The following is a 23,942-nucleotide window of genomic DNA, read 5'->3' as shown; positions in this document are numbered from 1 at the left end:
CGCGCCCGCCGCGTCATCCGCCGTGCGCGCCGTGGAAGGGCGTGCCGACCCCCTCGTACGCCAGGTGGAGGACCATGCCCTGGTCCGCGTGCCCCAGGTTGTGACAGTGGTTCATCCACAGGCCGGGGTTGTCGGCCCGGAAGGCCACCTCCCACACCTCGCCCGGCCGCACGTCGAACGTGTCGAGCCAGAGCGGGCTGCCGGTGGGGGCGCGCCCGTTCCTGGAGAGCACGAGCACCCGGTGGCCGTGCAGGTGCCACGGATGGGTGTCGCTGCCGCGGTTGACCACCGTGAACCTCACCAGGTCGCCCTCCGCCACCGTCTGCGGCGGGATGTCGGGGAAGGCGTCCCCGTTGACCGTGTACGCGTACAGCGGCCTGCCGCCCGCGAGGGACAGCCCCCTGTCGAGCACGAGCGTGAACCGCCGGTCGGCCGGGGTCCGCGCCGTGAAGGGGGTGGGGGCCGGCGTGCCGTACCGGGTCAGGTCGAGCTCGGGCCAGGACGCCCCGTCCGCGCCGGGGCTCTGGCCGGTGGCCGCGGCCCCGCTGGAGAGGGTGAGGGCGACCGTGCGGTCGTCGACCCGGAGCACCACGGACCCGCCGGCCGGCATGGTGAAGGCGAGGTCGTACCGTCCGCCCGCGGCCAGCCGGAGGGCGGACCGGGTGAGGACGCCCGGCTCGTGCAGGTCCGCGCCGTCCACCGCCACCAGCCGGTACGGCGTGCCCGCGAGCGTGAACCGGTGCGGGTCGTTGTCGGTGTCGATCAGGCGCAGCCGTACGGCGGTGCCGGCGGCCACTGTCTGCTCGATCGGCCGGTCGTGGTCGCCGGCGACGGTCGCGCCCGCGAACGTGTGCACGGGCAGCGTGAGGTCGAGCCCCGCGGGGGCCGCCGCGCGCGGAGTGACCACGAGCGTGCCGTACAGGCCCATGCGGACGCCCAGGTCGGACACCTCGTGGGTGTGGTACCAGAACGTGCCGGCCTGCTCCGCGCGGAACCGGTACACGAACTCCTGCCCCGGCATGACGGCCTCCTGGGTCAGGCCGGGGACGCCGTCCTCGCCGGACGGCACGTCGTAGCCGTGCCAGTGCAGGGTCACGCCGGCGGAGATGTCGGCGTTGCGCAGCCGCACCTCGACCAGGTCGCCTTGGACGGCCGTGATCGGCGGGCCGGGGACGCGGCCGTCGAACGTCCAGGCGGAGACGCGCCGTCCCGACGACAGCGTCACGGTCGCGGTGCGGGCGGTGAGGGTGAACCGGCGCACGGCGCCCCCCTGGTCCGGGGTGTCCGGCCCGCGCAGCTCGGTGACCGACCGCATCCGGTCCTGGTGACGGGCATGGCCCATCGCGCTCATGTCACCCATGGCGCTCATACCGCTCATACCGCTCATACCGCTCATGCCGCCCGTGTCGCCCGGGTCGCCCGGGTCGTGGCCGCTCACGGCCGCCGCCCCGCCGCCGAGAGGGAGGACGCCGAGGACCACCCCGGCGACGCCGGCCAGCGCGACCGCGGCCGAGGCCGTACGCAGGCCGGGGACCCGGCCGGAGACGGCCCGCCAGGTCACCAGGACGGCCCCGGCGACCACGGCCGTCAGGACGAGGCCGGTGCTCCACGTGGCCGGGTACCCGAGCAGGAAGGTCTGGACGGGGCCGGCCGCCGCCGCGTATCCCGTTCCCAGAAGGGGCACGACGACGGCCGGCGCCCCGGCGGCCTCCGCCGCGCCCCCGCGGACGGCGGCGAGCAGCCGGGGTGCGGCGAGGACGCCCGCGACGAGCGTCCCCGCGACCAGCAGGGGCAGGCCGAAGACGACCTTCTCCTGGACGAACCACCACCCGGCCCCCGCCAGGGCGATCACGGAACCGGCCCGGGCGGCCGACAGCACGATCGCCGCCGCGAGCAGCGCCGCCGCCACGCGCGGACGCCGAGCGGCCGCCGCCGCCCCCGCGCCCGTCCACGCCGCCGCCGTGAGGACCGCGACGAGCAGGTCGAGCGCCATGAGCCGGTCCGTGGTCACGAGGCCCGCACCGCCGACCCCTCGGAGGCGCCCGCCGCCGCGCCGGCCGTGCCGGCCGCGAGCCGCCGGGCCTGCCGGAACACCGCCGCGGACACACCCATGACGGCCATGCCGTTGAGCGCGTGGAGGCCCAGGATGGCGAGGGCAACCGGGGTGGAGTTCCCGGCGCCGTCGTCGAACGCGCGGCCGAGGACGACGATCAGCACCTGGACGACGATCAGGCCGAGCGGGAGCACGCTCAGCCCGATCAGCCGGCCGGGCGCGCGGGCCGCCGCGGCGGCGGCCGTGACCAGCAGCGTCAGGACCGGGATGACCAGCATGCCGGTCATGCTGTGCAGGGCGAACGAGCCGTCGTCCTGCGGTTTGTCGAACGCGCCGACGGCCGCGAAGTACATCTGCGCCACGGTGGCGGCCAACAGGACGCCCGCGAGAACGGCGTACACCTTGCGCACGGCGGGACTCCCTTCGGTGGGGGATCGGATACGGAGGGGCGAGGACGGCCGCAGGCGCGCCGGGGCCCGGCGACCGTGACCCGGCCCCCGCGAGGGCCCACTGGCGCTGTGCGGTGACCTGCCACGGCGATGGTCTCCGACCGGTGGGGCCGTCGTCGTCCGCCGCCCAGCGACACGTCGCCTACCACCGGGGGAGTACGGAGGACGCCTCAGCCGTGCGCCCGCCGGTGCGCCGGCGACGCCTCGATCGTGCCCGCGGAGGGCCTCCCGCGTCGTCGCGCGGGGGGAGGCCATCCGATCTACCACCCCGGGCGCACGCGCCCGCCGCCCTCCACCCCAGGGAGTAGTGCGCCCCGCCCGTGCGGCTCCGCCCGCCCGTGCGCCCGCCTCAGACGGCGGGGCTGCGCCGCTCCACCAGGACGACGTCGCGCCACACCCCGTGGTGGCGGCCGATGCGCTCGCGCGTCCCGACCACCCGGAAGCCGAGGGACTCGTGCAGGCGCAGGCTGGGGAGGTTCTCCGGGAAGATCCCGCTCTGGATGGTCCAGATCCCGGCGGCCTCGCTGGCCGCGATGAAGGCCTCCAGCAGGGCCCGGGCGACCCCGCGGCGCCGGTACGCCGGGTCGGTGTAGACGCTGTGCTCCACCACGCCCTCGTACACCACGCGCGACGACACGCGGGAGGCGGCGATCCAGCCGGCGACGCGGCCGGTGGCGCCGTCCACGGCGACGAAGCGGAGACCGGGCAGCCTGCCGGCCGCGAACGTCGCCCAGTCGGGCGCGGCCGTCTCGAAGCTGGCGTCGCCGGAGTCGAGGCCGGCCTGGTAGATGGCCAGCACGACGTCGGCGTCCGCGTCGAGCATGGGACGGACCTCGACGTACGGCTCGCTCCTCACGCGGATCATGCTATCGCCGGGGTTCAGCCCAGGGTCTTGCGGTAGCTCTCGTAGAGCGCGGCCAGGTTGTCCGTGTAGAGCTCGGTGTAGCCGCAGGAGGCGCAGATCCAGGCGCGCACTACGCCGTCCGACCCGCCCTGGAACCAGATGAAGCCGTGCTTGGCCGGTTCGGGCTCGGTGACGTGCACCCGCAGGGGCTGGGGGTTGTGCTCGCCCCGGTCGCGCACCTCCACGCCCTGCATGATGGCCGTCGAAGAGCACTTCGGGCAGACGCCGTCTCTCACATGCCGTCCTCTCGCCGTCGTCCCGCGGACGCGGGTCGCGCCCGCCGACGGACAGGAGTGTGCCGCCGCCAGGTCACGGCGGGGCCACGCCGCGACCCCCACCGGCCGTACGGCTCAACGGCCCTGGGCGAGGCCGCCGAGCAGGTCCTCGGCCTGCTCGGCGGCCTCGTCCACGGTGACCCCGGCCACCCAGGAGGCGTCGTGCGGGCACCGTTCGAGGGTGAGGTCGACACCGCTCGTCCCGCACACCGGGCAGGCCTGCGTCCAGGACACCAGCGGCCGGTGCCTGGCCCTGGTCAGCGGCCCGGCGTTGATCAGATTGCCGCACCAGTAGATCCCGACGGTCGGGGCGCCGACGGCGGCGGCGAGGTGCCGGGGCCCGGTGTCGTTGGAGACCACCAGGGAGCACCGCTCGTACAGGGCGGCGAGACCGCCCAGGGTGAGGGTGTCCACGGCCAGGACGACGGGCCGGCTCATGGCCGCCGCCACCTCCTCGACCAGGTCGCGCTCCCGCTCGACACCGGTGATCACCACGGGCCGCCCCAGCCGGTCGGCGAGGGCCGCGAAGTCCTTGGCGGGCCACCGCCGCCGGGGGTCGCTCGCACCAGGGTGGAGCGCGACGAGGCCGGGTGGCGGCTCGCCGAACGCCCGGGCCAGCTCCGCCCGGTCGGCCGGTGTGACCGCGACGCGCGGCTCGAGGTCCTCGGTGAACCCTCCGACCAGGGCGGCCACCTCCAGGTAGCGCAGCGTCTCGTGGTGGTAGTACACGTACGGCACCCACAGGTCGAGCTTCGCGGCGTCCGGCGTGCGCAGCCCGGCCGTCATCCGGGCGCCGAGCCCGAGGAGGAAGGAGTTGGAGTGGCGCCCGCCGCCGTGGATCTGCACCGCGAGGTCGAAGCGGCGCCCGCGCAGCTCGTCGAACAGGCTCTCCGGGGCCGCGTGCCCGCTCTCCGCGGTGGACACGCCCGTGATCGGCGGCAGCGCGACCACGTCGTCCACCGGGCCCGGCCGGCCGTCCAGGAAGCGGGCGTGCCAGTCGAGGCCGAGCAGCGTGATCCGCGCCTCCGGGTACGCGTGGTGGATCGCGTCCAGCGCGGGCATCGCGAGCACCAGGTCGCCCAGCGCGTTCGCGCGCAGCACAGCGATGCGCCGCACCCCGTCGAGGGTCGGGCCCACTCCGCCGCTCATGACGCGTCGATCACATAGTCGTAGCACTCGGCCCGGCGGTCCGCGACGGTCGTGGGGAGTTCGAGGTGATAGGCCCGGCTCGGCAACAGCCCGGCCCCGCCGTACCTCTCCATGACCCGCAGCTGCGCGACCACGTCCTCACCCGCGTGGTGCGGCGGCACGTGGGTCCAGAAGTCGAAGCCGCCGCACTCCACGAGCCGCGGCCGGTCGTAGATCACGCATCCGCCGATCCAGGCCACCTTGTACGGCCGCCAGGGCGGCTTGGCACCCCCGCCGTGCGTCGCCGGGCTCGTCCGCTCGTCGAGATGCAGGAGGTTCGAGGCGTTGTGCAGGGTGTGGCGGCGCCAGGCCGCGGTCCCGCGCCGCACACGCTCGGGCCGCACCCCGTCCGTCCACTCCTCGTACGGCGTGAGCTCCTGGGGGCGGACGTCGTCGCGGTACGACAGGCCGTGCAGCCCGAAGCCGACGAACCCGCAGCGGAGCCGGCTGATGGCGGCCAGCAGGACCTCGATCGCCTCGGGCTCCAGCCACACGTCGTCGTCGAGGTAGAGGACCAGGCGCCGCTCGGCGTGCCGGAGCAGGAACGCCCGCTGCTCGGCCATCCCGCGCGGCGGCACGTGGTGGATCAGGGTGACCGGGCACCCCCGGTGTTCGAGGATGCGCGCGGCGGCCGCGACCAGGCCGTCCCCGCTCACCGCGGTCCGCGACTGGTCGGACACGACCACGCGGAACCCGGACGCCGTCTGGGCCGCAAGGCCCGAGAGCGTGACGGCCAGCGCGCCGGACCGGTCCCGGGTCGGGACCAGGACATCCAGGTCTGACGGCACGAACATGGCCGCCTGATACCCGTGAGGTCAGGGGGCAAACGAGCGGTGGGAGCGGCGGCGCGACATACGGGTGGGGGGTATATAGTCGGACCGAGGAGGCGATGATGTCGGATTTCAGGCGACCCGGTCACGACGCCCGGGCCCGTCACGATCAAGACGGCCACGACGAGCACCCGGCCCCAGGCGGGGCCGACCACGCCCGCCGGTCCGGGCATGCCGAGCACGCGGCCCACGCCCCCGGCGGGCACGGCACGGACGGGCACGGCGCCGAGGGACATGGCGGGCGGGGCCCGGGCGGGCATGCTGGGCACGGCTCGGGCGGGCATGCTGGGCACGGCCCGGGCGGGCATGGTGGGCACGACGGGCACTCGGCGACGTGGGGAGTCGCGGCGGCGGCGACGCTGCACTGCCTGACGGGCTGTGCGATCGGCGAGGTCCTCGGCATGGTGATCGCGACGACCCTGGGCTGGGGGAACGTCCCCTCCGTGGTGCTCGCCATCGTGCTGGCGTTCTTCTTCGGCTACGCGCTCACGCTGCGCGGCCTGCGCCGGGCGGGGGTCGACTGGCGTACGGCGGTCCGCCTGGCGGTGGCCGCGGACACGCTGTCGATCCTCGTCATGGAGATCGTGGACAACACGGTCGTCGTCGCCATCCCCGGCGCGATGGCCGCGGGCCTGGCCGACTGGCTGTTCTGGGGATCGCTCGCCGTGTCGCTGGCGGTGGCGTTCATCGTCACCACGCCCGTCAACAAGTGGGTCATCGGCCGAGGCAGGGGACACGCGGTCGTCCACGCCTACCACTGACCGTCCCGGACCCGCCGCCGGCGGCGGAAGCAGCGGGTCGGCGGTCGGTCCCACCGGCCCCGGCCCTCCGGTGTGCACAGCCTGGTTGCGCGGCAACTCACTGGAGGGCTGGGCCGGCCCCGGCGCGCGTATCGCCGAACCGCCAAGTATTGGTGACGCGTGAATCAGGGCCCTCTTCTCCACCTCGGAGGGCCGGCAGCGGAGCGTCGATTTCGCCCTGGACGTGCTGCTGTGCGCTCCCGACGACATGGCGACGAAGCAGTGCGGGGAGATGTACAAGGAGCTTCGGACCCCGAGCAAGGGCGACGAGTAGCCGCCCTGCCGCCGTCGCCGCGGTGGAGTTCGGGCCGTCAGTGCCGGGAGAACCGGATCCGGCGGCGCTCCGGGCAGGAGGAGGTCTCCCGTTCGCCGTCCATCGGCTGCTCGGGACCGCCCGCCGCGCTGCCGGCGCGAGCGCCGTTCACCCGCTCGGGGGACGTGTGGGCGGGGCCATGGGCGTCGGCGCAGTGGGGCGCCGGCTCGCCGATGGCCAGCAGTTCGGGCGGGGCGTGGTCCACCTGCAGCGTGGTGTGGTCGATTCCGTACTCGTCGTGCACCAGCCGCTGCGCCGCCTGCCGTACGGCGTGACAGTCCGCCCCAGGGGCGACGAGGATGTGCGCGGACATCGCGGGATAGCCCGAGGTGACCTCCCAGATGTGCAGGTCGTGCACCTCGACCACGTGCTCCAGCCCGGCCGTCTTGCGGCCGATCTCCGCCGGGCTCATCCCCGCGGGAGCGGCCTCCATGAAGACGCGGCCGGAGTCGCGGACCAGCCCCCACCCCGCCTTGAGCATGAGCGCCGAGACGACCAGTGCCGCGACGGCGTCGGCGCGGGCCCAGCCGGTCGCCCAGACGACGGCGCCGGCCGCGGTGGTGGCGATGAAGGCGTACAGGTCGTTCAGGATGTGCTGGAAGGCGCCCTCGACGTTGAGACTGCCCCTGTTGGCCCGGCTGAGCAGCCACGTCGCGGCGAGGTTGACGACGATCCCCGCCAGGCCGGTGGCCACGACGTACACGCCCTCGACCTGTGGCGGTGAGATCAGCCGCCGGACGCCCTCGTAGACGAAGTACGCGCTGAGCAGCAACAGCGTTATGCCGTTGATCTGGGCCGACACGATCTCGGCCCGCTTCAGCCCGTACGTGAAGCCGCCCTGCGGTGGACGGGCCGCGATCCGCATGGCGACGAGCGCGAAGGCGATGGCGATGGCGTCCGTCAGCATGTGCCCCGCGTCGGAGACGAGGGCGAGGGAACGGGCGATCAGACCCATGACGACCTCGGCCGCCATGAAGGCGACGATCAGCGCGAGGGCGCCCGTCAGGAGCCGCCGGTCGGTGTCCGCGCCGATCGCGTGCCCATGACCATGCCCGTGACCCTGACCCTTGCCGTGCCCATGGCCGTGGCCGTCAGCCCGGCCCTGGTCCGGCTCGTGGTCCGGCTCGTGGTCCGGCTCGTGATCCCGCGCGGCGGCCCCCTCGCCGTCCCGGCGGTCGGGCTCCGGGCCGCGCTCGGGGTCCTGGAGATGCGCGTGGTCACTCATCGTCCCGCTCCCTCCCGTCGTGCCCGATGTGGGTGATCGCCAGGTCGAACAGCATCCGTACGTGCGAGTCCGCGAGCCGGTAGTAGGCCTGCCGGCCCGACCTGCGGACCTTCACGACATTGTGAACCCGCAGCAGGCGAAGCGCGTGCGACGCGGCCGACATGCTGTGGCCTGTCGCGGCCGCCAGGTCGCAGACGCACATCTCACCACCCTCCAGCAGTGCCGAGATCAGCCGCAGCCGGCCGGGATCGGCGAGGAGGCCGAAGATCTGGGCGAGCTCCTCGGTCGTCTCGCGGGACGGGAGCGTCCGGCGGACGGTCTCGACCCGGGCGGCGTCGACCACGGGCAGGGCGCACGCGTCGGCGCTCCCGTCCATGACACTTGCACGGTTATTCACATGTGAAAGTTTATGCGGGCCGGTCGGCCTGTCAACGGAGTCGCTCATCGGCTGGGGGGACCTCGGGCTCGGAATGGCAAAGAATGTATGACCGCTTGAGCAGGTGTGTAAACGAAGAGTAATCGAGGAACTACTTTTCGTGAGCATCGCTTCCCGCAGGATCGCGCGGCGTCCGCTGCGCCGGGACGATGCGGCACCGAAGGGAGACGCCCGTGACACGCATGTCGGCCACGGCCCGGCACCTACCCGCTTCGAGCGCTCGCGACCCCCGGCATGCCTTACTCCTTCACGTCGTCCGGGCCGGCCTCCTCGCCCGGTGAGCGCCCTGCCGTGGCGCCTGTCTGTGGTGTCGGTGATGTCCCTGACGCTGGTCGGACACGCCCAGGGCCTGGACGGCGCCCTCGCCCGGCACGCCGCGAGGACGTGTGCGCCCCCGGGCGTCGTCGCCCATCGCGGCGACCCGACCGGGGGCACGGAGAACACCCTCGACGCATTCCGGGCCGCCATCGAGGCGGGGGCCGACACGGTCGAGCTCGACGTGCACTTCACCAGGGACCACGAGCCGGTCCTGATGCACGACGCGACCGTCGACCGCACGACCACGGGCACCGGCAGGGTCTCCGGCATGAGCCTGGCGCGCTTCCGCACGCTCAGGACGTACGAGGGACAGCGACCGCCGACCCTGGCCGCGGTCATGGCTCTGGTGCGGGACGGCGGCGCCCGGATGCTCGTCGAGCTCAAGGAGGTTCCCGACCACCGGGACCTCGCGGCGCTCGAGGGCGACTACCGGCGGTACGGCGCGTACCGATGGGCGCCCCTGATGTCGTTCTCGGCGGCGGCGCTGCGGGCCGTGCGATCCATTCCGGCGCCGCAGGGGCTGCTCGCGACGGCGCCGCCGCCGGTCGCGACGGCCCGGGGGTACGCATTCGTGAGCGTCCGGCACGACACCCTGTCGGCCGACCGCGTGCGGGCCTACCGGGCCGCCGGGGTCCCGGTCTACGCCTGGACCCCTGACGATCCCGCCTCCTGGCGCCGGCTGGCCGGGTACGGCGTGACCCGCGTCGTGACCGACCGGACGTCCGCCTACCTGGACTGGGCGGGGGCCGCCTGCGGCCTCTGACCTCCGCCGCGGGCCCCCGCCCGCGTGAAGCGACGAAGTGAGAACGGTGAGGTACGGCATGTGCGACGGACATGACGGACATGAGCATGGTCACGGCTCCGCGGTGTTGTACGCGGACTCCCCCGACACGCTGAGAGATCCGGAGGAGGCAGACTCCGCCCACCTGCGGCTGGGACTGCTGAGCCCGGCCGCCGTGCGCAACCAGGTGTTCAGCGTGGTCCGCCTGCGCGAGGGATACGACCTTGCGGAGGTCGACACGTTCCTCGGGCTGGTGGAGATCACCTTGACCACGCTGGTGCACGACAACGAAGATCTGCGAGGCCGCCTCCGGGCCGCCGTCCAGGCCGGCCGGCAGGCTCGTACGGAGAGCGCGACCGCCGGCCGGGTCGTGGAGATCGCCCACGAGGCCGCGGAACGGGTGGTCACGCTGGCCCGCCAGGAGGCCGAGGCGATCCTGGCCGAGGCCCGGCAGCAGGCCGAGGGACTGGAACGGGAGTCGTTGGAACGGGCGGTCGCCCTGCAGCGGGAGGTCCGGCAATCCCAGCGCGAGGCCCTGGACCGGCGCATCGACGACCTGCAGGAGTTCATCGACGACTTCGGCAGCCGGTTGCGCGAGAGCCTCAACGGCGAGCCCGACCACCTGGAGGCTCTGCTGGAGGAGCTTCGCGCGTCCGCCGCCCGTGACGCGCCCCCGCCCGACGGCGCGTCCTCGCCGCCTCCGCCCGGAGACGCGTGCGAGGGCAACGTGGGCATCGCGATCTTCGACAGCACCCGGCCGAACGGGAAGGCGGACGGATGAGGGCTCCAGATCGGGGCGTCCCCGGCGTCCCGCGGGTCCCGGGCATCGCCGCGGCGGCCCGGACGCACCGGATCGGAACGACGGGAGGCACGGGCACATGGTGTCGCTGACGGCGTGCGCGGGTCTCCTCGCGCCGGTGCCCGAGGGGCGGACCGGAGAGCTGCGCGGGCTCGCCGGCGGGCCGCTCCCCGGGCCCGTGCTCGACGGCCTGCCGGGACGGCAGGGGGCGTGGGCCGCCGTGCTGCTGATCTGCTGCGCGACGCTGGCCGGCGCCTGGCTCGCCCGCCGCTACTCGGCGCGGGTGACCGTGTGGCTGGCGGTCGCGTCCGCGATGATGCTGGTCACTGCCCTGGTCGACCTGCTGCCCGACGCGCTGGACGACGCGGCGGAGGCCGGGGTGCCCACCTGGGCGCTCGGCGTCGCCGCGTGCACCGGCTTCCTCGTGGTCGCCTACTTCACCCGGAAGGGGTGCGCCTGCCCCGACGAGCACGAACGGCCACGGGGGCCGCAGCACGCGCCCGGACGCCACCGGAGGCTGAGACGGGCGGTCGACGCCGCGCTGTTCGGCGGCATGGGCACGGCCGCCGCGCTGACCCTGCACCGGGCCGTCGAGGGCGCCACGCTGGCCCTGACGGCGTCCGTCGTGGTCGTCCTCGCGCTGGCCGTGCACTCGGCCAGCGAGGGCCTGGCGCTCGCGGCCCTGCTCGACCTGGCCGATCAGCGTCTCGCGCCGTGGCTGGCGGCCTCCTGCGCCGGGCCGGTGATCGGCGTCCTGACCGCCACGTTCCGGCCGCTGCCCGCCCAGGTGGTGCCGATCCTGCTGAGCGTGGTGATGGGGGTGCTGCTGCGCACGGCGATCGTGGGCATCCGGCTCGCCGCGGGCGGCCAGCGGTCCGGACGGCTGTCGCGCCGCCAGATCGTGCTCGCCGTCACCGCCGCCGCCGGGGCCGGCCTCCTCATCGCGTCCGCGCACCGCCTCGAACAGGGGCACGAGGGGACGCCGACCGCCGAGAGCCGCGCCTTCGGCTCGCCGTACCAGCCGGAGCAGACAGGCGTGAGCCTGACCGGCGCGGACGAGACGACCGAGGGCTCCCCGGCCCGCGCGCTCATCGGCCGGGCCGACGAGCAGGCGGCGCCCGCCTCCCCCCGCCTCGGCGGGGCGGTCGCCCACACTGACCGGCCCGCGTCCCTCATGGCGGAACGGAGCATCCTGGCGGAGCTCCTGGCGCGCAGCGACGCGTCCGTGCGGCGGACGCCGGTCGGCCGGGCCCTCCACGCGCTGCCCGGGTACGGGCGGGGGCGCGTGGCGACGCTCCTGTCGGAGGCGGGCATCGGCGCGGAGCGGCCGCTCGGCACGCTGACCGGTGACGAGCGGCGGCGCCTCCTGCACGTCCTCGGGAGCGGCGTCCAGTGAGGGAGGGCGGATGACCGATCGGGATGATTCGCGGCGGCGGAATCGGGGGAATGCCGATTAGGCTGACGGAACGATCATCGCAACGCGAGCCGTACGGGGAGGATGCCATGATCCTGGTGACTGGAGCCACCGGCAACGTGGGCGGCGACGTCGTCGGAGAGCTCGTCGAGGCCGGGCACGACGTGCGGGCCCTGACCCGGAACCCCGAGCGCGCGAAGCTTCCGCCCGGCGTCGAGGTCGTCCGCGGCGACCTGTCCGCCCCGGAGACCCTTCCCGCGGCGCTGGCCGGCGTCGAGGCCGTCTTCCTGTACGCCGTGCCCGGGTCGGCGCCCGCGTTCGTCCGGGCCGCCCTGGACGCGGGCGTCCGCCGGGTCGTCATGCTGTCCTCGCTGGCGGTGCGGGACGACGTCGAGGTCCAGTCGAACCCGATCGGCGCCTTCCACGCCGAGATCGAGGACGCCGTCGCGGCGTCGGGGCTGGAGTGGACCTTCCTGCGGCCCGGGGCGTTCGCGACGAACGTCTACCAGTGGGCCGGGCAGGTCAAGGCGGGAGACGTGGTCCGGCTGGCGTTCCCGGACGCGGCCACCGCACCGATTCACGAGGCCGACATCGCCGCCGTCGGCGTCCGGGCGCTGACGGCGGACGGGCACGCGGGCGCGAAGTACCCCATGACCGGGCCCGAGTCGCTGACCCACCGCGATCAGGTGCGCATCGTCGGCGAGGCCATCGGCCGGCCCCTTCGCCTGGAGGAGCTCCCGCCGGACCTGGCCAGGGAGCAGATGCTCACGCGCGTCCCCGCCCCGGTCGTGGACTCACTGTTCGCGCTGATGAGGGCGTCCGTCGGGCAGGAGGCGTACGTGATCGACACGGTCGAGAAGGTGCTCGGCCGTCCCGCGCGCACGTTCGCCCAGTGGGCGGCCGACCACGCCGACGATCTCCGCTGACACCCGGTAGAGCCCTCTCCGGCGAATCGACCTGAATTCGTCGGTAACACTTGGACGTCCCGGACCACTTCCTCCTGTCAGCAACAACACCCGGGATGAAGGGGGCGGGCGGTGACGGACGATTCTCATCGGTTCACCACCATGTACGACGAATGCCGCCAGCGCGTATGGGCGTACGTGGTCAGTCGCGCGGGCCGGCAGGTCGCCGACGAAGTGGTGAGCGAGACGTTCGCGATCGCCTGGCGGCGGTTCGACGACGTGCCTGAGCCGGCCCTGCCGTGGCTGCTCGGAGTGGCCCGCAACGTGCTGCGGGACAACATCCGCGCGGAGATCAAGCAGGAGTCCCTGTCGAGGGAGTTGCGAGCCTGGGCCGAGGGTGACCACGCCGACCGCGTGGCCGAGCACCTGGCGGTGGTCCGGGCGCTCGCGACGCTGTCGGAGGAGGAGCGCGAGATCCTCATCCTCGTCGCGTGGCAGGGGCTCGCCCCGCGCGACGCGGCCCGCGTCGTCGGCTGCTCCCAGGCCGCCTTCCGCGTACGGCTGCACCGCGCGCGCAAGCGCCTGGCCCAGGCGATGGAGGCCGCGCCGGCCGCACGGCCCCGCCCCCGGGTGCGGAACCTCAACGAGGAGTGGTCATGAACCCCATGGACGAGCTGCGGGCGGCCCGCCCCGCGTACTACGACGCCCAGGTCGACCAGCACACCAGGGCCGGCGAGCTGGCGCACGCCATGGCGCAGCCCCGGACCGCGCCGCGGCGGCGCACGTCCGTCCGGCCCGTGTGGGGGCTGAGCCTCGCGGGGGCGGCGGCCGCGACGGCGGTGGCCGTGACGGTGTCGGTCGCCGGAACCGGCGGCACGACCCCCCGCGCCCCCTCGGCGGCGGCCCCGTCGACGAGCGCCGCCACCCCCGTGGCCCACCTGTCCGCCAGGCAGCTCCTGCTGGTCGCGGCGGAGTCGTCCCGCAAGGCGTCGGCGGCCGACGGGGCGTACTGGCACACCGAGACGTCGTCGGGTTACGCCTACCAGGTGGGCACCAAGGTCAAGTACGTCGTGAACAGCCTGGGCCGCTCCCAGTTCTGGGTGGCGAGCACCCCCGACCGGCCGAGCTACTGGATCTCCCAGAACATGGGCACGAAGCCCGCCAAGGGACAGGAGGACGCCTGGCGGCAGGACGGCTCGCCCACGAGCTGGACGACCCAGGGCGACAAGGGCGGCAAGCGGTTGAGCCTGTCGATCGAGGCACGCCCGGGCAAGCCGTCCAGGGACCGGATCGACTACAAGGGCGACGTCTTCGACCTGGCCGGGCACAACATCTCGGTGGCCGAGCTCCGCGCCCTGCCCACGACCCCCGACGGCCTGAAGAAGTACCTGCTCAAGGGCTACCAGGGCCATGGCACCGAGGCGAACACGCCGATGGACGCCGACTCGTGGCTCTTCCAGGTCACCGCCGGGCTGATCGCGGACATGCCGGTGAAGCCCGCCACCCGCGCCGCCGCGTACAAGGTGCTCGCCGGGATCGGCGGGGTCCGCAACCTCGGCCAGGTGACCGACGCCCTCGGCCGTACGGCGACCGGTGTCGGGCGGACCGAGACCTGGCCCACCGGCCGGTTCGAGCGTCAGCTCCTGATCGACCCGGACACCGGCACCCTGCTGACCGACCAGTTCGTCGCGGTCGAACCGCGCGGCCAGTACGCGTGGGCCGAGCCCGGCACGCCGATCATCTGGCAGGCCGTCACCGAGGCCTCCTGGACGGACCAGACCCCGCCCAAGGCCTGACCTCCCCGCCGCCCCGTCGTACCTCCACACCCGGGTACGGCGGGGCGGCGCCGGAACGGGCGGCATCCGGGCGCGGCGAGCGGGAGCCGGAGGACCAGGCGGGCACCGCGGGGGCTGCCCTCCACCCTCAGGCTGCCGCCGCGGACGTGGACCCAGGATCAGGCATCCGGTTGCGTCGTGCCGGGAAAATCGGGGGCACCGGCAGGAGGCGCGCCGGTACGCTGCCGCCGTACCCATCGGGCACCTGCCCCATCGGTCAGGAGGAGGTCGGCATGCGCCACGGCATGGTCGAGGTCGCCGCTTCGGTACGAGGACGCACCTAGCGCTGACCGGGCACTGATCCCGCTCACGCGACGTGCCCGCGCGAGCCTGCCTGATCGCGGGCCGCGCATGAGCGGTACGCGCGCGTCGCCGAACACCGTCACAACCGTCACCCGCGCCGACGCCGGGTGGGATCCCGGCATGCCTACGGAGGGCATGCGCGCGTCGCCGCGTGGGCGTGACGGTCCTGGGGAAGGCGTGCGGGCCGCGGCAGCGGCACGTCGCGCGGGTGCGGGCTCCTCGTCTCGAAGCGGTCGCCGATTCATGGCCGACTTCTTCCTGAGGAGCTCTTGTGCGTGCCCGCACCTCCGCGCGTCTCGGCGCGGACTTCAGCAAGCTCTGGATCGCGTCCGCGATCTCCAATGTGGGCGACGGCGTCACGATGGCGGCCGGGCCGCTGCTCGTCGCCTCGCTCACCGGCGACCCCGCCCAAGTGGCCGGGGCCGCCTTCGCCCAGCAACTGCCCTGGCTGCTGTTCGCCCTGTTCAGCGGCGTTTACGTGGACCGGCTGGACCGTCGCCGGCTGATCGTCGCCGTCAACCTGCTGCGCGCGGTTCCCCTCGGCGTCCTGGCCCTGGCCATCGCCTCGGGCACGGCCGGCGTGTGGCTCGTCTACGCCGCCTTCTTCCTGCTCGGAGTGGGGGAGACGCTCGCCGACACGGCGTACGGCGCGCTCCTGCCCGCCGTCGTGCCGCCCGACCGCCTCGCGGCGGCCAACGCCCGGCTGATGGCCACGTTCACGCTGGCCAACCAGTTCGCGGCCAAGCCACTCGGCGCGTGGCTGTTCGTGGTCGCCCCGGCGTTGCCGTTCGCGGTCGACGCCCTGTCGTTCGTCGCGGCGGCCGCGCTGGTCGTGGCCGTCCGTCCCGCGCCGCCCCAGCCTCCCGATCCGTCCGGTGACAAGCCGCGGGCGGACGGCGTGGCCGCCGAGATCGCCGCCGGGCTGCGGACGCTGTGGCACGACGGCCTGCTCCGGGCCCTGGCCCTGAGCATGGGTGTCGCGAACATCGCGTTCTGCGCCGCCTTCTCGGTCTTCGTCCTGTACGCCCGTCAGCGGCTGGGGCTGTCGGACATCGGGTACGGCCTGCTGCTGACCACGTTCGGCGTGGGCGGCCTGGCCGGAACGGGCATCGCCGCCCGTCTCCAGGCGCGTTTCGGCGCGGCGGCCCTGCTGCGCGCCGGGCTCCTCCTGGAGGCCGCGACCCACGCCATCCTCGCGCTGACCACGGCTCCTTTCGTGGCCGCCGCCATCCTCGTCGTCTTCGGCGTCCACACGATGGTCTGGGGGATCGTGGCGACGACCGCCTGCCAGCGTGCCGTGCCCGACCGCCTGCGGGGACGGGTCGGCAGCGTGTACTCCCTGCTGCAGGTCGGCGGGGCGGCCGTCGGATCCCTGGTCGGCGGGTCGGTGGCGCGGTCGCTCACCGTCGTCGCGCCGTTCGGGGCGGCGGCGGCCGTGACGCTCGTGATCGCCGTGGTCGCCTGGCGCCCACTCGGGCGGGCGTCCGCGGTTCCGGGGGGAGGAGGCGCATGATCCCCCTTCCCGGCGACCTGAACGACGCCCTCGACTCCCTGCTCGCCGGGTTCTCCCAGCGGGAGCTGACCCGGGCAGTGGAGCGGCTCGTCGGACGCTACCGCGGCGGCGTAGCGGGCCCCGTCATGCGTTCACCCGTGGACGTGGCCGCCTACGCGGCGTACCGGATGCCCGCCACGTACGCCGCCGCCTCGGCGGCGATGCGGCAGGCGGCCCTGGCGGCGCCCGGGTTCCTCCCGCGGACCCTTGCCGACGCCGGCGGCGGCACGGGTGCGGCGGCCTGGGCGGCGACGGGGATCTGGCCGGGCATCGAGGCGATCGAGATCACAGAGCGCGACCCGGCCGTGATCGCGGCCGGAAGGCGGCTCGCGGCGGGCGCCGGCTCCGCCGCCCTCCGCGGAGCGTCCTGGCACCGCGCCGACCTCGCCTCGGCTTCGGGCCACACGGAGATCGCGTCAGGAACACGTCAGTCCGGTGTCGCCTCGACATCGCGGCACACCGGCATCGCCTCGGCGTCACGCCGTTCGGACATCGCCTCGGCGTCACGTCGCGCGGAGGTCGCCGCATCCGGGCCGCGGCCGGCCGCCGGGGCGTGTGCGGCGGCGCCCGCGGCGGACCTCGTCACGATGGCGTACGTGCTGGGGGAGCTTCCCCCTGACGCGCGTGATCGGGCCATCCGGCGGTTCGCCGCCGGCGCGGGGACGGTGGTCGTCGTCGAGCCCGGGACGCCCGCCGGGCACGCCCGGATCACGGCCGCCCGGGACACGCTGCTCGCCCTCGGCATGACGACGCTCGCGCCGTGCCCGCACGACGCCGCCTGCCCGATCGTCCCGGGCCGGGACTGGTGCCACTTCTCCGTACGGCTTCCGCGGACCCCGCTGCACCGGCGGATCAAGAGGGCGTCACTCGGGTTCGAGGACGAGAAGTTCTCGTACGTCGTCGCCTCACGGGAGCGGCGGATTCCGGTGGGCGACCGGATCGTGCGGCATCCGGCCAAGCGCGACGGCATGGTCCGCCTGCGCCTGTGCGTTGGCGACGGGGACCTGCGCGACGAGATCGTGTCCCGGCGCGACCGGAACGCTTACCGGGCCGCCCGCGACGCCGCCTGGGGCGATCCCTGGCCCTGACCGTCAGCCGCGCATGAGCTCGAAGGCCGCCACCGTGGCCGCGCCGTACCCGAGGTGGGGGATCAGGTCGGAGACCCAGCCGCCGATCCCCCATTTCCGGGGGTCGGTGAGCCCGAGCGAGGTCATCGGGAGGTTGCTCGCCACGGCCGCCGCCAGCCCCACTCCGGCGGCCGCGGCGGGCCCGTTGACCCGTCGTACGGAGTGGCGGAACAGGCCGTACGCGAGACCGACGCCGACCCCGGTCAGGATGCCGAGCATGGGTCCGAGGCCCTGCTCGCGGTTGCGGGCGTCCTCCTCCGGGCCCAGGCCGACATGGAGACGCTCGGTCAGCGTGTCCACCGTCTTCTCGGGGAGCCCGCTCGCGGGCCGTCCCCGTACGGCCATGTCGAGATAGGTGATCGCGTTGAGGGCCGTCGTGCCGGTCGCCCCCGCCGCCACCCCTGCGGCCAGATCATGGAATATCCGTCCCTTGCCCATAAGGTGCGCCTACCCGTCCGGGCGGGCTCAAACGGCGGGTCCCCCGTTGCCGTCGAACTGACATCGCAGGCCGTCTACCAGCGCCTTTCCCGTGACCGCGGCTCTGACAAGGCAGAAAATAGGCCTTTACTGTTAAGAAACTTTCTTTTATATTCGGGCCACCCCCCAGCAAAGGAGCACCACATGCGAAGAACGTTGACCTTCATCGCGTCAGCGGTACTCGCCATCGGCGCGGCGGTGTTCATCGCCTCGCCCGCTCAGGCGCACGGGTACATCAACTCGCCCCCGAGCCGCCAGGCCATGTGCGCGCAGGGCCGCGTCGCCAACTGCGGCGACATCGTCTACGAGCCGCAGAGCGTCGAGGGCCCGAAGGGCCTGCGCAGTTGCAGCGGCGGGAACGCCCGCTTCGCCCAGCTCGACGACGAGAGCAAGGCCTGGCCGGCCACGAGCGTCGGCAGCACGGTCACCTTCACCTGGGTCCTGACCGCCCGCCACGCCACCAGCACGTGGGAGTACTACATCGGCGGCACCCGGGTCGCGGTCTTCGACGACCACGGGGCGCAGCCCGGGGCCACCGTGAGCCACACGGTGAACCTGAGCGGCCACAGCGGACGGCAGAAGGTCCTCGCGATCTGGAACATCGCCGACACCGCCAACGCCTTCTACTCCTGCGTCGACCTCCAGGTGGGCGGCGGTGGCACCCCGACGCCCACCCCGACCCCGACTCCGACCCGGACGCCGACACCGACGCCGACACCGACGCCGACCCCCACCCGGACCCCCACTCCCACGCCGACCGTGACGGCGCCCGCGGGCACGTGGGCGCCCGGCACCGCCTACAAGGTGGGCGACCAGGTGACCTACAACGGCGCGAAGTACCAGTGCCTCCAGGCCCACACCGCTCTCGTGGGCTGGGAGCCGCCGAACACCCCGGCCCTGTGGAAGAAGCTGTGACATGACCGGCGGGCGGGCCCGCGCCTCATCCCGGCGCGGGTCCGTCCGCCGTGCACGGTTCGTGATCGGCGGTGTCTACGCTCCCGGACCGTGCGCCTCCTCCTCCCTCTGGTCGCCGCCGGCGTCCTGCTGACCTCCTGCGCCGAGGACCCGCCGCCCGACGCCTTGCCACTCGGGATCCCCAGCTGGTCCGACACGGTCTACGTCACGCCTCGGCCGTGGGCGTCCCCCCAGGACAATCCGCTCTACGCCACGCCCCGAGTGACCGTGTCGTGCCCGCTCTCCCGGACCCGGGACTCCACCTGGGCCTCCATCAAGAAGTATCTGAACGCCGTCTCCGCCTGCCTCGACCGCACATGGAAGGCCGAGTTCGACCGCGTCGGCATGTCCTTCTGGGCACCCAACCGGACGTTCGTCCGCGACCCGCGGGTGGACCCGTTGTGCGGGCTCATGCCGCACGACGGCGCGTCCGGTACGTACTGCACCGACGGTGGTCTCTTCTACGTCGACGTAGGCCGGCTCGCCGACGATCCCGGGAACATCGCCTTCATGACCACTGTGGTGGCACACGAGTACGGCCACCACATCCAGCGCCTGTCCCAGATCGACCGCTTCCCGGATCCGGTGACGGCGGGAACACCCGGGGTCGAGGGGGCGGACCTGAGCAGCAGGAGGTTCGAGCTTCAGGCGGAGTGCCTCGCGGGGGTGGCGCTGAACGCGATGAAGGACGACCTGCCCCCCTGGCAGAGGTTCCGGGAGAACTACGGCGGCACCCTTGCGAAGCAGTCGATTCTTGACCACGGGCGTCTGGCGACGCAGTTGCGATGGCTGGAGAAGGGGTTCCGGTCGGGGAAGCCCGGTGTCTGCGACACCTGGTCGGCCAAGGCCGGGGACGTCACCTGATTCGTTGTCAGGACAGTTCCAGCTATACGCGGATTCGTGATCAAAAATGCCTAGGCTCCGGCCGTGCGCCGCCGCCTGCTCCCGCTGCTCGTCCTCGCGCTGGTGACCTCGTGCTCCGTGGACCCGCCGCCCTCTCCCATCCTCCTGTCGATGTCGACGTGGCCCACCACGCCGTTCGTCTACCATCGCCCGAGCCCCACCCCGACCTCGACCGGCTCCGCACATCGCGAGGCGCGCGACATCGCCGTGCACAACCCGCTGTACGACGCGCCCCGGCCGAAGGCGGACTGCCGGCTTCCCCGCATGACAGGGGGATGGGCGTCCACGAAGAAGTACCTGGCGGCGGTCTCGACCTGTCTCGACCGGGTGTGGGGCGCGGAGCTCCGCGGGATGGGCAGGCTCTACTCCCCGCCGAAAAGGCGCTTCATCCTGAAGCGGGTGAAGGACGACGAGTGCGGGCGTATGCCCATGAAGGGCGCGACCGGCACCTACTGCGGCGCCGACCGCGTCTACTACATCCTTCCGGAGAGCACCGAGGGCAGCCTCTGGAACACGGCCAGGGCCGCGGAGGTCGCCGCCCACGAGTACGCGCACCACGTCCAGACGGTCACGGACATCATGGAGTACAAGGACACGGCCGCGTCCCTGGCGAAGAGCCGGGCGGCCAAGGACCTGGTCTCCAGGCGTGTGGAACTCCAGGCGGAGTGCCTGGCCGGGGTCGCGCTGCACGCCATGCGGGACGAGATCCCGGCCTGGGGCAACTTCCGTTACAACTACCAGGGCACGCTCGCCGAGCGGTGGGTGCACGACCACGGGCGACTGGCGACGCAGCTGCGGTGGCTGGAGAAGGGGTACCGGTCGGGGAAGCCCGGTGCCTGCGACACCTGGTCGGCCAAGGCCCGCAACGTCACCTGACCGGGCCGCGCCCACACCTGGCCACGCCACCCCGACCCCCGACCGCTACAGCGCGCCCGTGCCTGACCGTGTCGTGCCGTGCCGTGCCGTGCCAGGCTGCGCCGAGTTCGACGGGAAAAGCCGACGCGGGTTGTCAGTTTTCGCTGCCAGCATGGCCGGCATGACGACATCGCTGGCAGGAAAGGTCGCACTGGTCGCCGGGGGTACGCGCGGCGCGGGCCGCGGTATCGCGGTGGAGCTGGGCGCGGCGGGGGCCACGGTCTACGTGACCGGGCGGAGCACCCGGGAGCGGCGGTCGGAGATGGACCGCCGCGAGACGATCGAGGAGACGGCCGAGCTGGTCACGGCCGCGGGCGGCCGGGGGATCGCCGTACCCGCCGATCACCTCGACCCCGAGCAGGTCCGCGCGCTGGTCGAGCGCGTCGACGCCGAACAGGGACGGCTCGACGTGCTGGTCAACGACATCTGGGGTGGCGAGCTGCTGTTCAGCTGGAGCGACCGCCTCTGGGAGCACTCCCTCGACGACGGACTGCGGATCCTGCGGCTCGCCGTGGACACGCACATCATCACGAGCCACTTCGCGCTGCCGCTGCTCATCCGGCGGCCCGGCGGGCTCGTCGTGGAGGTGACCGACGGAACGGCCGAGTACAACGCGGCCAACTACCGCGTCTCCTTCTTCTACGACCTGGCCAAGGTCTCCGTGAACCGGATGGCGTTCAGCCAGGCCAGGGAGCTCGCGCCGTACGGGGCGACGGCTGTGTCGCTCACGCCCGGCTGGCTCCGCTCGGAGATCATGCTGGAGCACTTCGGCGTGACGGAGGCGAACTGGCGGGACGCGCTGGCCGTCCAGCCGCACTTCGCGATCTCCGAGACCCCGGCCTTCGCGGGCCGGGCCGTCGCGGCGCTGGCCGCGGACCCCGAGGTAAGCCGCTGGAACGGGCGGTCGCTGTCAAGTGGGCAGCTCGCCCAGGTGTACGGGTTCACCGACGTGGACGGCAGCCGGCCCGACGCCTGGCGCTACCTCGTCGAGGTGCAGGACGCCGGCAGGCCCGCCGACGTCACCGGCTACCGCTGACCCTCCAGGCCGTACATCCCGGACAGGCGGCAGGCGGCCTCGGCCATCCGGGCGCGCAGCGACGGGGGGTCGAGCACCTCCACCTCGGGTCCGAGCCGCAGCACCTGGCCGAAGGCGACCTCCAGCGACTCGACCGGCAGGCGGGTCACGACCCAGCCGTCGCCGTCCGGCTCCCCGGCCGCCTCCCGGGCCCGCCGTACGGCCGGCGGCTCGGCGACGAACCGCAGGGCCCGCAGGCCGGTGGGGCTCAGCCGCACCGTGATGGACTCGGCCAGCAGCGACTCCACGAACTCGGCCGCCTTCTCGGCCCAGAACGCGGGCAGGTCGAAGGCGTCGTCGCGGGCGAACGTCCCCCCGTCCGGGTCGGCGGCGACCACCCGGTCCACCCGGTAGGTGCGGTAGCCGCCCTCGACACGGCCGACGAGGTACCAGACCCCCGCCTTCAGGACCAGTCCGTACGGCTCGACCGTGCGGACGACCTCCTCGCGGCGCCGGTAGCGCAGCCGTACCGTCCGGTCCTCCCACGCGGCCCCGGCCAGGGCCGCGAGCAGGGGCGGCGGCTCGGCGTCGGCGAACCAGCCGGGCACGTCGAGGTGGAACCGGCGCCCGGTCCTCGCGGCGGCGTCGCGCAGGCCGGGCGGCAGGGCGGCGATCACCTTCAGCCGGGCCGAGGCGGCGACGTCGGCGAGGCCGAGCTGCCCGGCCGGCCCGTCCAGCCCGGCCAGGAACAGCGCCTCGGCCTCGGCCCGGCTCAGGCCGGTGAGCCGGGTCCGGTACCCGTCCATGAGGCGGTAGCCGCCCCGCCTGCCTCGGTCGGCGTACACCGGTATCCCCGCGGCCGACAGGGCGAGGACGTCGCGGTAGACGGTCCGGTCCGACACCTCCAGCTCGCGGGCGAGCTCCGCCGCGGTCATCGTCCCGCGCGACTGGAGCAGCAGAACCAAGGAGATCAGTCGAGAGGCGCGCATCCCTTCGATCCTGGTCCCGGGGGTCGCCGCCCGCGCACCCGGGTCCGGGATCGTTCCACCGGACGGCTCCGGGAGGCGGCCCTCACCCCTTGCGGGACGACGGGGGAAGCAGGGCGACCTGGTACCTGTCCCGGTAGGCGACCCGGGAGCCGGACGGGTTCTTGGCGCGGATCACCCGCACCGTGTGACCGGCCGCGCGCAGCTCACCGCAGTGGGCCAGGCCGTACGCCCGCCACCCCTCCTCGGTGTACCAGAACCGGACGCGGCGGTTCGTCAGTGGCGGAAGAGGCAGCCCGTCGAGCGTGGCGCACGGGCCGCCCGACGCCCACGCGCCGCGGAGCCCCGTGCCAGAAGGCCGGGCGGCGTCCTCGCGCGGCGCGTCCGCGTCCACCCAGCCCGTGATCGTGTCGGCCAGGATCCGGTACAGCATGCCGCCACCCCCATCCCAAGGATGGGCCGGATCGCCGGCGATGACCAGAGCCGGCGCGTCATCCGACGCGCACGGCCACGTCGGCGCCCTCCTCGAAGGCCCGCGAGTACGGGCACTCCCGATGGGCCTGGCGCACCAGCCGCTGGGCCACCTCGGGCTTGACGTTCGGCAGCCGGACGACGACGTCCGCGGTGATCGCGTAGTCGTCGGCCACCCCCCGCTTGCGCAGGGTCACCGAGGCCTCGACGGTCGCCTCCGAGGTGTCGGCCCCCTGCCGCCCCGCCACCAGGGCCAGCGAGCTGCGGAAGCAGGCCGCGTACGCCGCGGCGAGCAGCTGCTCGGGGTTCGGCGCGCCGCCGGGGCCGCCGAGCTCCTCGGGGTCCCGCAGCCGCACGTCGAGCAGGCCGTCGTCCGACACGACGCCCGCCTTCGTCGACACGGCCCGGCCCGTGTAGAGATCGTCGTACACGCCCAGCCGGCCCGCGGGTCCGCGGTCCGCCGCCGGTCGCTGCGCCGGCGGACGCGACCGCTCCCGCGCCACCGGCTCCTGGGCCGGGGCGGCCCGGCCGCCGAAGGCCTCCTCGCGTTCCGCCGGGGCCTCCCCCAGCTCGCCGCGCATCTCGGCGTCCACGCCCGGCCCCGAGTAGTCCGGCCCGGGCGCCCTCAACCGCCAGTTCGCTGTGTAGGACCCGCGCCCGCCCGTGTCACCGTCCATCGTCGCCCCCCGAATCGGTGTCCCCGAGGCGGCCGTA

The 23,942-nt window shown here is 73.9% G+C and carries 25 protein-coding genes and 1 pseudogene; 14 read left to right on the top strand and 12 right to left on the bottom strand.

The annotated features are described in order from the left end of the window. Positions 1-13: 13 nt before the first annotated feature. The 6 genes from Mco01_RS28955 to Mco01_RS28930 form a co-directional block, all read right to left on the bottom strand. Positions 14-2,011, bottom strand: coding sequence for a multicopper oxidase family protein (locus Mco01_RS28955; RefSeq protein ID WP_204060030.1), 1,998 nt, complete (start codon positions 2,009-2,011; stop codon positions 14-16). Next, positions 2,008-2,463, bottom strand: a complete 456-nt coding sequence (locus tag Mco01_RS28950) for a DUF6220 domain-containing protein (RefSeq protein ID WP_204060029.1) — start codon at positions 2,461-2,463, stop codon at positions 2,008-2,010. Before Mco01_RS28950 ends, Mco01_RS28955 begins: the two co-directional genes overlap by 4 nt. A gap of 388 nt (positions 2,464-2,851) precedes the next feature. Beyond that, positions 2,852-3,358, bottom strand: a complete 507-nt coding sequence (locus tag Mco01_RS28945) for a GNAT family N-acetyltransferase (protein WP_239103983.1) — start codon at positions 3,356-3,358, stop codon at positions 2,852-2,854. A gap of 23 nt (positions 3,359-3,381) precedes the next feature. After that, positions 3,382-3,642: a hypothetical protein gene (locus Mco01_RS28940; protein WP_036332656.1), complete on the bottom strand. Its 261-nt coding sequence runs from the start codon at positions 3,640-3,642 to the stop codon at positions 3,382-3,384. 114 nt (positions 3,643-3,756) lie between these two features. Then, entirely contained in the window at positions 3,757-4,830 is a 1,074-nt protein-coding gene (locus Mco01_RS28935; protein WP_204060028.1) for a glycosyltransferase family 9 protein, read from the bottom strand. Further along, a complete protein-coding gene (locus tag Mco01_RS28930; protein ID WP_204060027.1) occupies positions 4,827-5,663 on the bottom strand; it encodes a glycosyltransferase family 2 protein in 837 nt (278 codons plus the stop codon). Before Mco01_RS28930 ends, Mco01_RS28935 begins: the two co-directional genes overlap by 4 nt. A gap of 98 nt (positions 5,664-5,761) precedes the next feature. On the opposite strand from Mco01_RS28930, the gene Mco01_RS28925 reads away from it, so the two are divergent. Beyond that, positions 5,762-6,460: a DUF4396 domain-containing protein gene (locus Mco01_RS28925; RefSeq protein ID WP_204060026.1), complete on the top strand. Its 699-nt coding sequence runs from the start codon at positions 5,762-5,764 to the stop codon at positions 6,458-6,460. Positions 6,461-6,810: 350 nt separating this feature from the next. Here Mco01_RS28925 and Mco01_RS28920 read toward each other — a convergent pair whose 3' ends face one another. After that, a complete protein-coding gene (locus Mco01_RS28920) occupies positions 6,811-8,037 on the bottom strand; it encodes a cation diffusion facilitator family transporter (protein WP_204060025.1) in 1,227 nt (408 codons plus the stop codon). Continuing rightward, positions 8,030-8,434: an ArsR/SmtB family transcription factor gene (locus Mco01_RS28915; RefSeq protein WP_232326797.1), complete on the bottom strand. Its 405-nt coding sequence runs from the start codon at positions 8,432-8,434 to the stop codon at positions 8,030-8,032. Before Mco01_RS28915 ends, Mco01_RS28920 begins: the two co-directional genes overlap by 8 nt. A 355-nt stretch (positions 8,435-8,789) precedes the next feature. On the opposite strand from Mco01_RS28915, the gene Mco01_RS28910 reads away from it, so the two are divergent. The 8 genes from Mco01_RS28910 to Mco01_RS28875 all read left to right on the top strand — a co-directional run bounded on the left by Mco01_RS28910 (position 8,790) and on the right by Mco01_RS28875 (position 17,468). Then, a complete protein-coding gene (locus Mco01_RS28910; RefSeq protein ID WP_204060024.1) occupies positions 8,790-9,554 on the top strand; it encodes a glycerophosphodiester phosphodiesterase in 765 nt (254 codons plus the stop codon). A 103-nt stretch (positions 9,555-9,657) separates the two neighbouring features. Beyond that, a complete protein-coding gene (locus Mco01_RS28905; protein ID WP_204060023.1) occupies positions 9,658-10,353 on the top strand; it encodes a DivIVA domain-containing protein in 696 nt (231 codons plus the stop codon). Positions 10,354-10,450: 97 nt separating this feature from the next. Next, complete coding sequence (locus tag Mco01_RS28900) at positions 10,451-11,767, top strand: ZIP family metal transporter (RefSeq protein WP_204060022.1); 1,317 nt, start codon at positions 10,451-10,453, stop codon at positions 11,765-11,767. A gap of 107 nt (positions 11,768-11,874) precedes the next feature. Continuing rightward, positions 11,875-12,711, top strand: a complete 837-nt coding sequence (locus tag Mco01_RS28895) for an NAD(P)H-binding protein (RefSeq protein WP_204060021.1) — start codon at positions 11,875-11,877, stop codon at positions 12,709-12,711. A gap of 111 nt (positions 12,712-12,822) precedes the next feature. Next, positions 12,823-13,350 carry an RNA polymerase sigma factor gene (locus tag Mco01_RS28890; protein WP_239103982.1) on the top strand — a complete coding sequence of 176 codons (528 nt, stop codon included), beginning with the start codon at positions 12,823-12,825 and terminating at the stop codon, positions 13,348-13,350. Then, entirely contained in the window at positions 13,347-14,486 is a 1,140-nt protein-coding gene (locus Mco01_RS28885) for a CU044_5270 family protein (RefSeq protein ID WP_204060020.1), read from the top strand. Before Mco01_RS28890 ends, Mco01_RS28885 begins: the two co-directional genes overlap by 4 nt. 613 nt (positions 14,487-15,099) lie before the next feature. Then, a complete protein-coding gene (locus Mco01_RS28880) occupies positions 15,100-16,341 on the top strand; it encodes an MFS transporter (protein WP_204060019.1) in 1,242 nt (413 codons plus the stop codon). Then, the gene (locus tag Mco01_RS28875) at positions 16,338-17,468 is read left to right on the top strand and encodes a small ribosomal subunit Rsm22 family protein (RefSeq protein WP_204060018.1); all 1,131 of its coding nucleotides are present in this window, start codon (positions 16,338-16,340) and stop codon (positions 17,466-17,468) included. Before Mco01_RS28880 ends, Mco01_RS28875 begins: the two co-directional genes overlap by 4 nt. 3 nt (positions 17,469-17,471) lie before the next feature. Here the strand turns inward: Mco01_RS28875 and Mco01_RS28870 are convergent, their stop codons facing one another. After that, positions 17,472-17,945 carry a hypothetical protein gene (locus Mco01_RS28870; protein WP_204060017.1) on the bottom strand — a complete coding sequence of 158 codons (474 nt, stop codon included), beginning with the start codon at positions 17,943-17,945 and terminating at the stop codon, positions 17,472-17,474. Between the two features lie 183 nt (positions 17,946-18,128). Here Mco01_RS28870 and Mco01_RS28865 point away from each other — a divergent pair. The 5 genes and pseudogenes from Mco01_RS28865 to Mco01_RS28850 all read left to right on the top strand — a co-directional run. After that, positions 18,129-18,635, top strand: a pseudogene (locus Mco01_RS28865) (lytic polysaccharide monooxygenase auxiliary activity family 9 protein); the annotation flags it as partial. Next, positions 18,630-18,899 (top strand): carbohydrate-binding protein, encoded by a 270-nt coding sequence (locus Mco01_RS40525; RefSeq protein ID WP_504739637.1) that lies wholly within the window; start codon positions 18,630-18,632, stop codon positions 18,897-18,899. The pseudogene Mco01_RS28865 and the gene Mco01_RS40525, both read left to right, overlap by 6 nt. A 90-nt stretch (positions 18,900-18,989) precedes the next feature. Beyond that, positions 18,990-19,802 carry a neutral zinc metallopeptidase gene (locus Mco01_RS28860; RefSeq protein WP_204060015.1) on the top strand — a complete coding sequence of 271 codons (813 nt, stop codon included), beginning with the start codon at positions 18,990-18,992 and terminating at the stop codon, positions 19,800-19,802. A gap of 63 nt (positions 19,803-19,865) precedes the next feature. Beyond that, on the top strand, positions 19,866-20,717 hold the full coding sequence (locus tag Mco01_RS28855) for a neutral zinc metallopeptidase (protein ID WP_204060014.1): 852 nt from the start codon (positions 19,866-19,868) through the stop codon (positions 20,715-20,717). 160 nt (positions 20,718-20,877) lie between these two features. Next, positions 20,878-21,792, top strand: coding sequence for an SDR family oxidoreductase (locus Mco01_RS28850; RefSeq protein WP_204060013.1), 915 nt, complete (start codon positions 20,878-20,880; stop codon positions 21,790-21,792). Here Mco01_RS28850 and Mco01_RS28845 read toward each other — a convergent pair. The 3 genes from Mco01_RS28845 to Mco01_RS28835 all read right to left on the bottom strand — a co-directional run bounded on the left by Mco01_RS28845 (position 21,783) and on the right by Mco01_RS28835 (position 23,905). Next, a complete protein-coding gene (locus Mco01_RS28845) occupies positions 21,783-22,760 on the bottom strand; it encodes a helix-turn-helix transcriptional regulator (RefSeq protein WP_204060012.1) in 978 nt (325 codons plus the stop codon). The two genes, Mco01_RS28850 and Mco01_RS28845, sit on opposite strands and share 10 nt — an antisense overlap. A gap of 82 nt (positions 22,761-22,842) precedes the next feature. Next, positions 22,843-23,190: a hypothetical protein gene (locus Mco01_RS28840; RefSeq protein ID WP_204060011.1), complete on the bottom strand. Its 348-nt coding sequence runs from the start codon at positions 23,188-23,190 to the stop codon at positions 22,843-22,845. A gap of 58 nt (positions 23,191-23,248) precedes the next feature. After that, positions 23,249-23,905 carry an Ohr family peroxiredoxin gene (locus Mco01_RS28835; RefSeq protein WP_204060010.1) on the bottom strand — a complete coding sequence of 219 codons (657 nt, stop codon included), beginning with the start codon at positions 23,903-23,905 and terminating at the stop codon, positions 23,249-23,251. Positions 23,906-23,942 lie beyond the last annotated feature (37 nt).

This window comes from Microbispora corallina (assembly GCF_016863035.1).
Lineage (GTDB): Bacteria > Actinomycetota > Actinomycetes > Streptosporangiales > Streptosporangiaceae > Microbispora > Microbispora corallina.
Note: the sequence above shows the minus strand (reverse complement) of the source record. Positions and strands in the feature narration are given on the sequence as shown.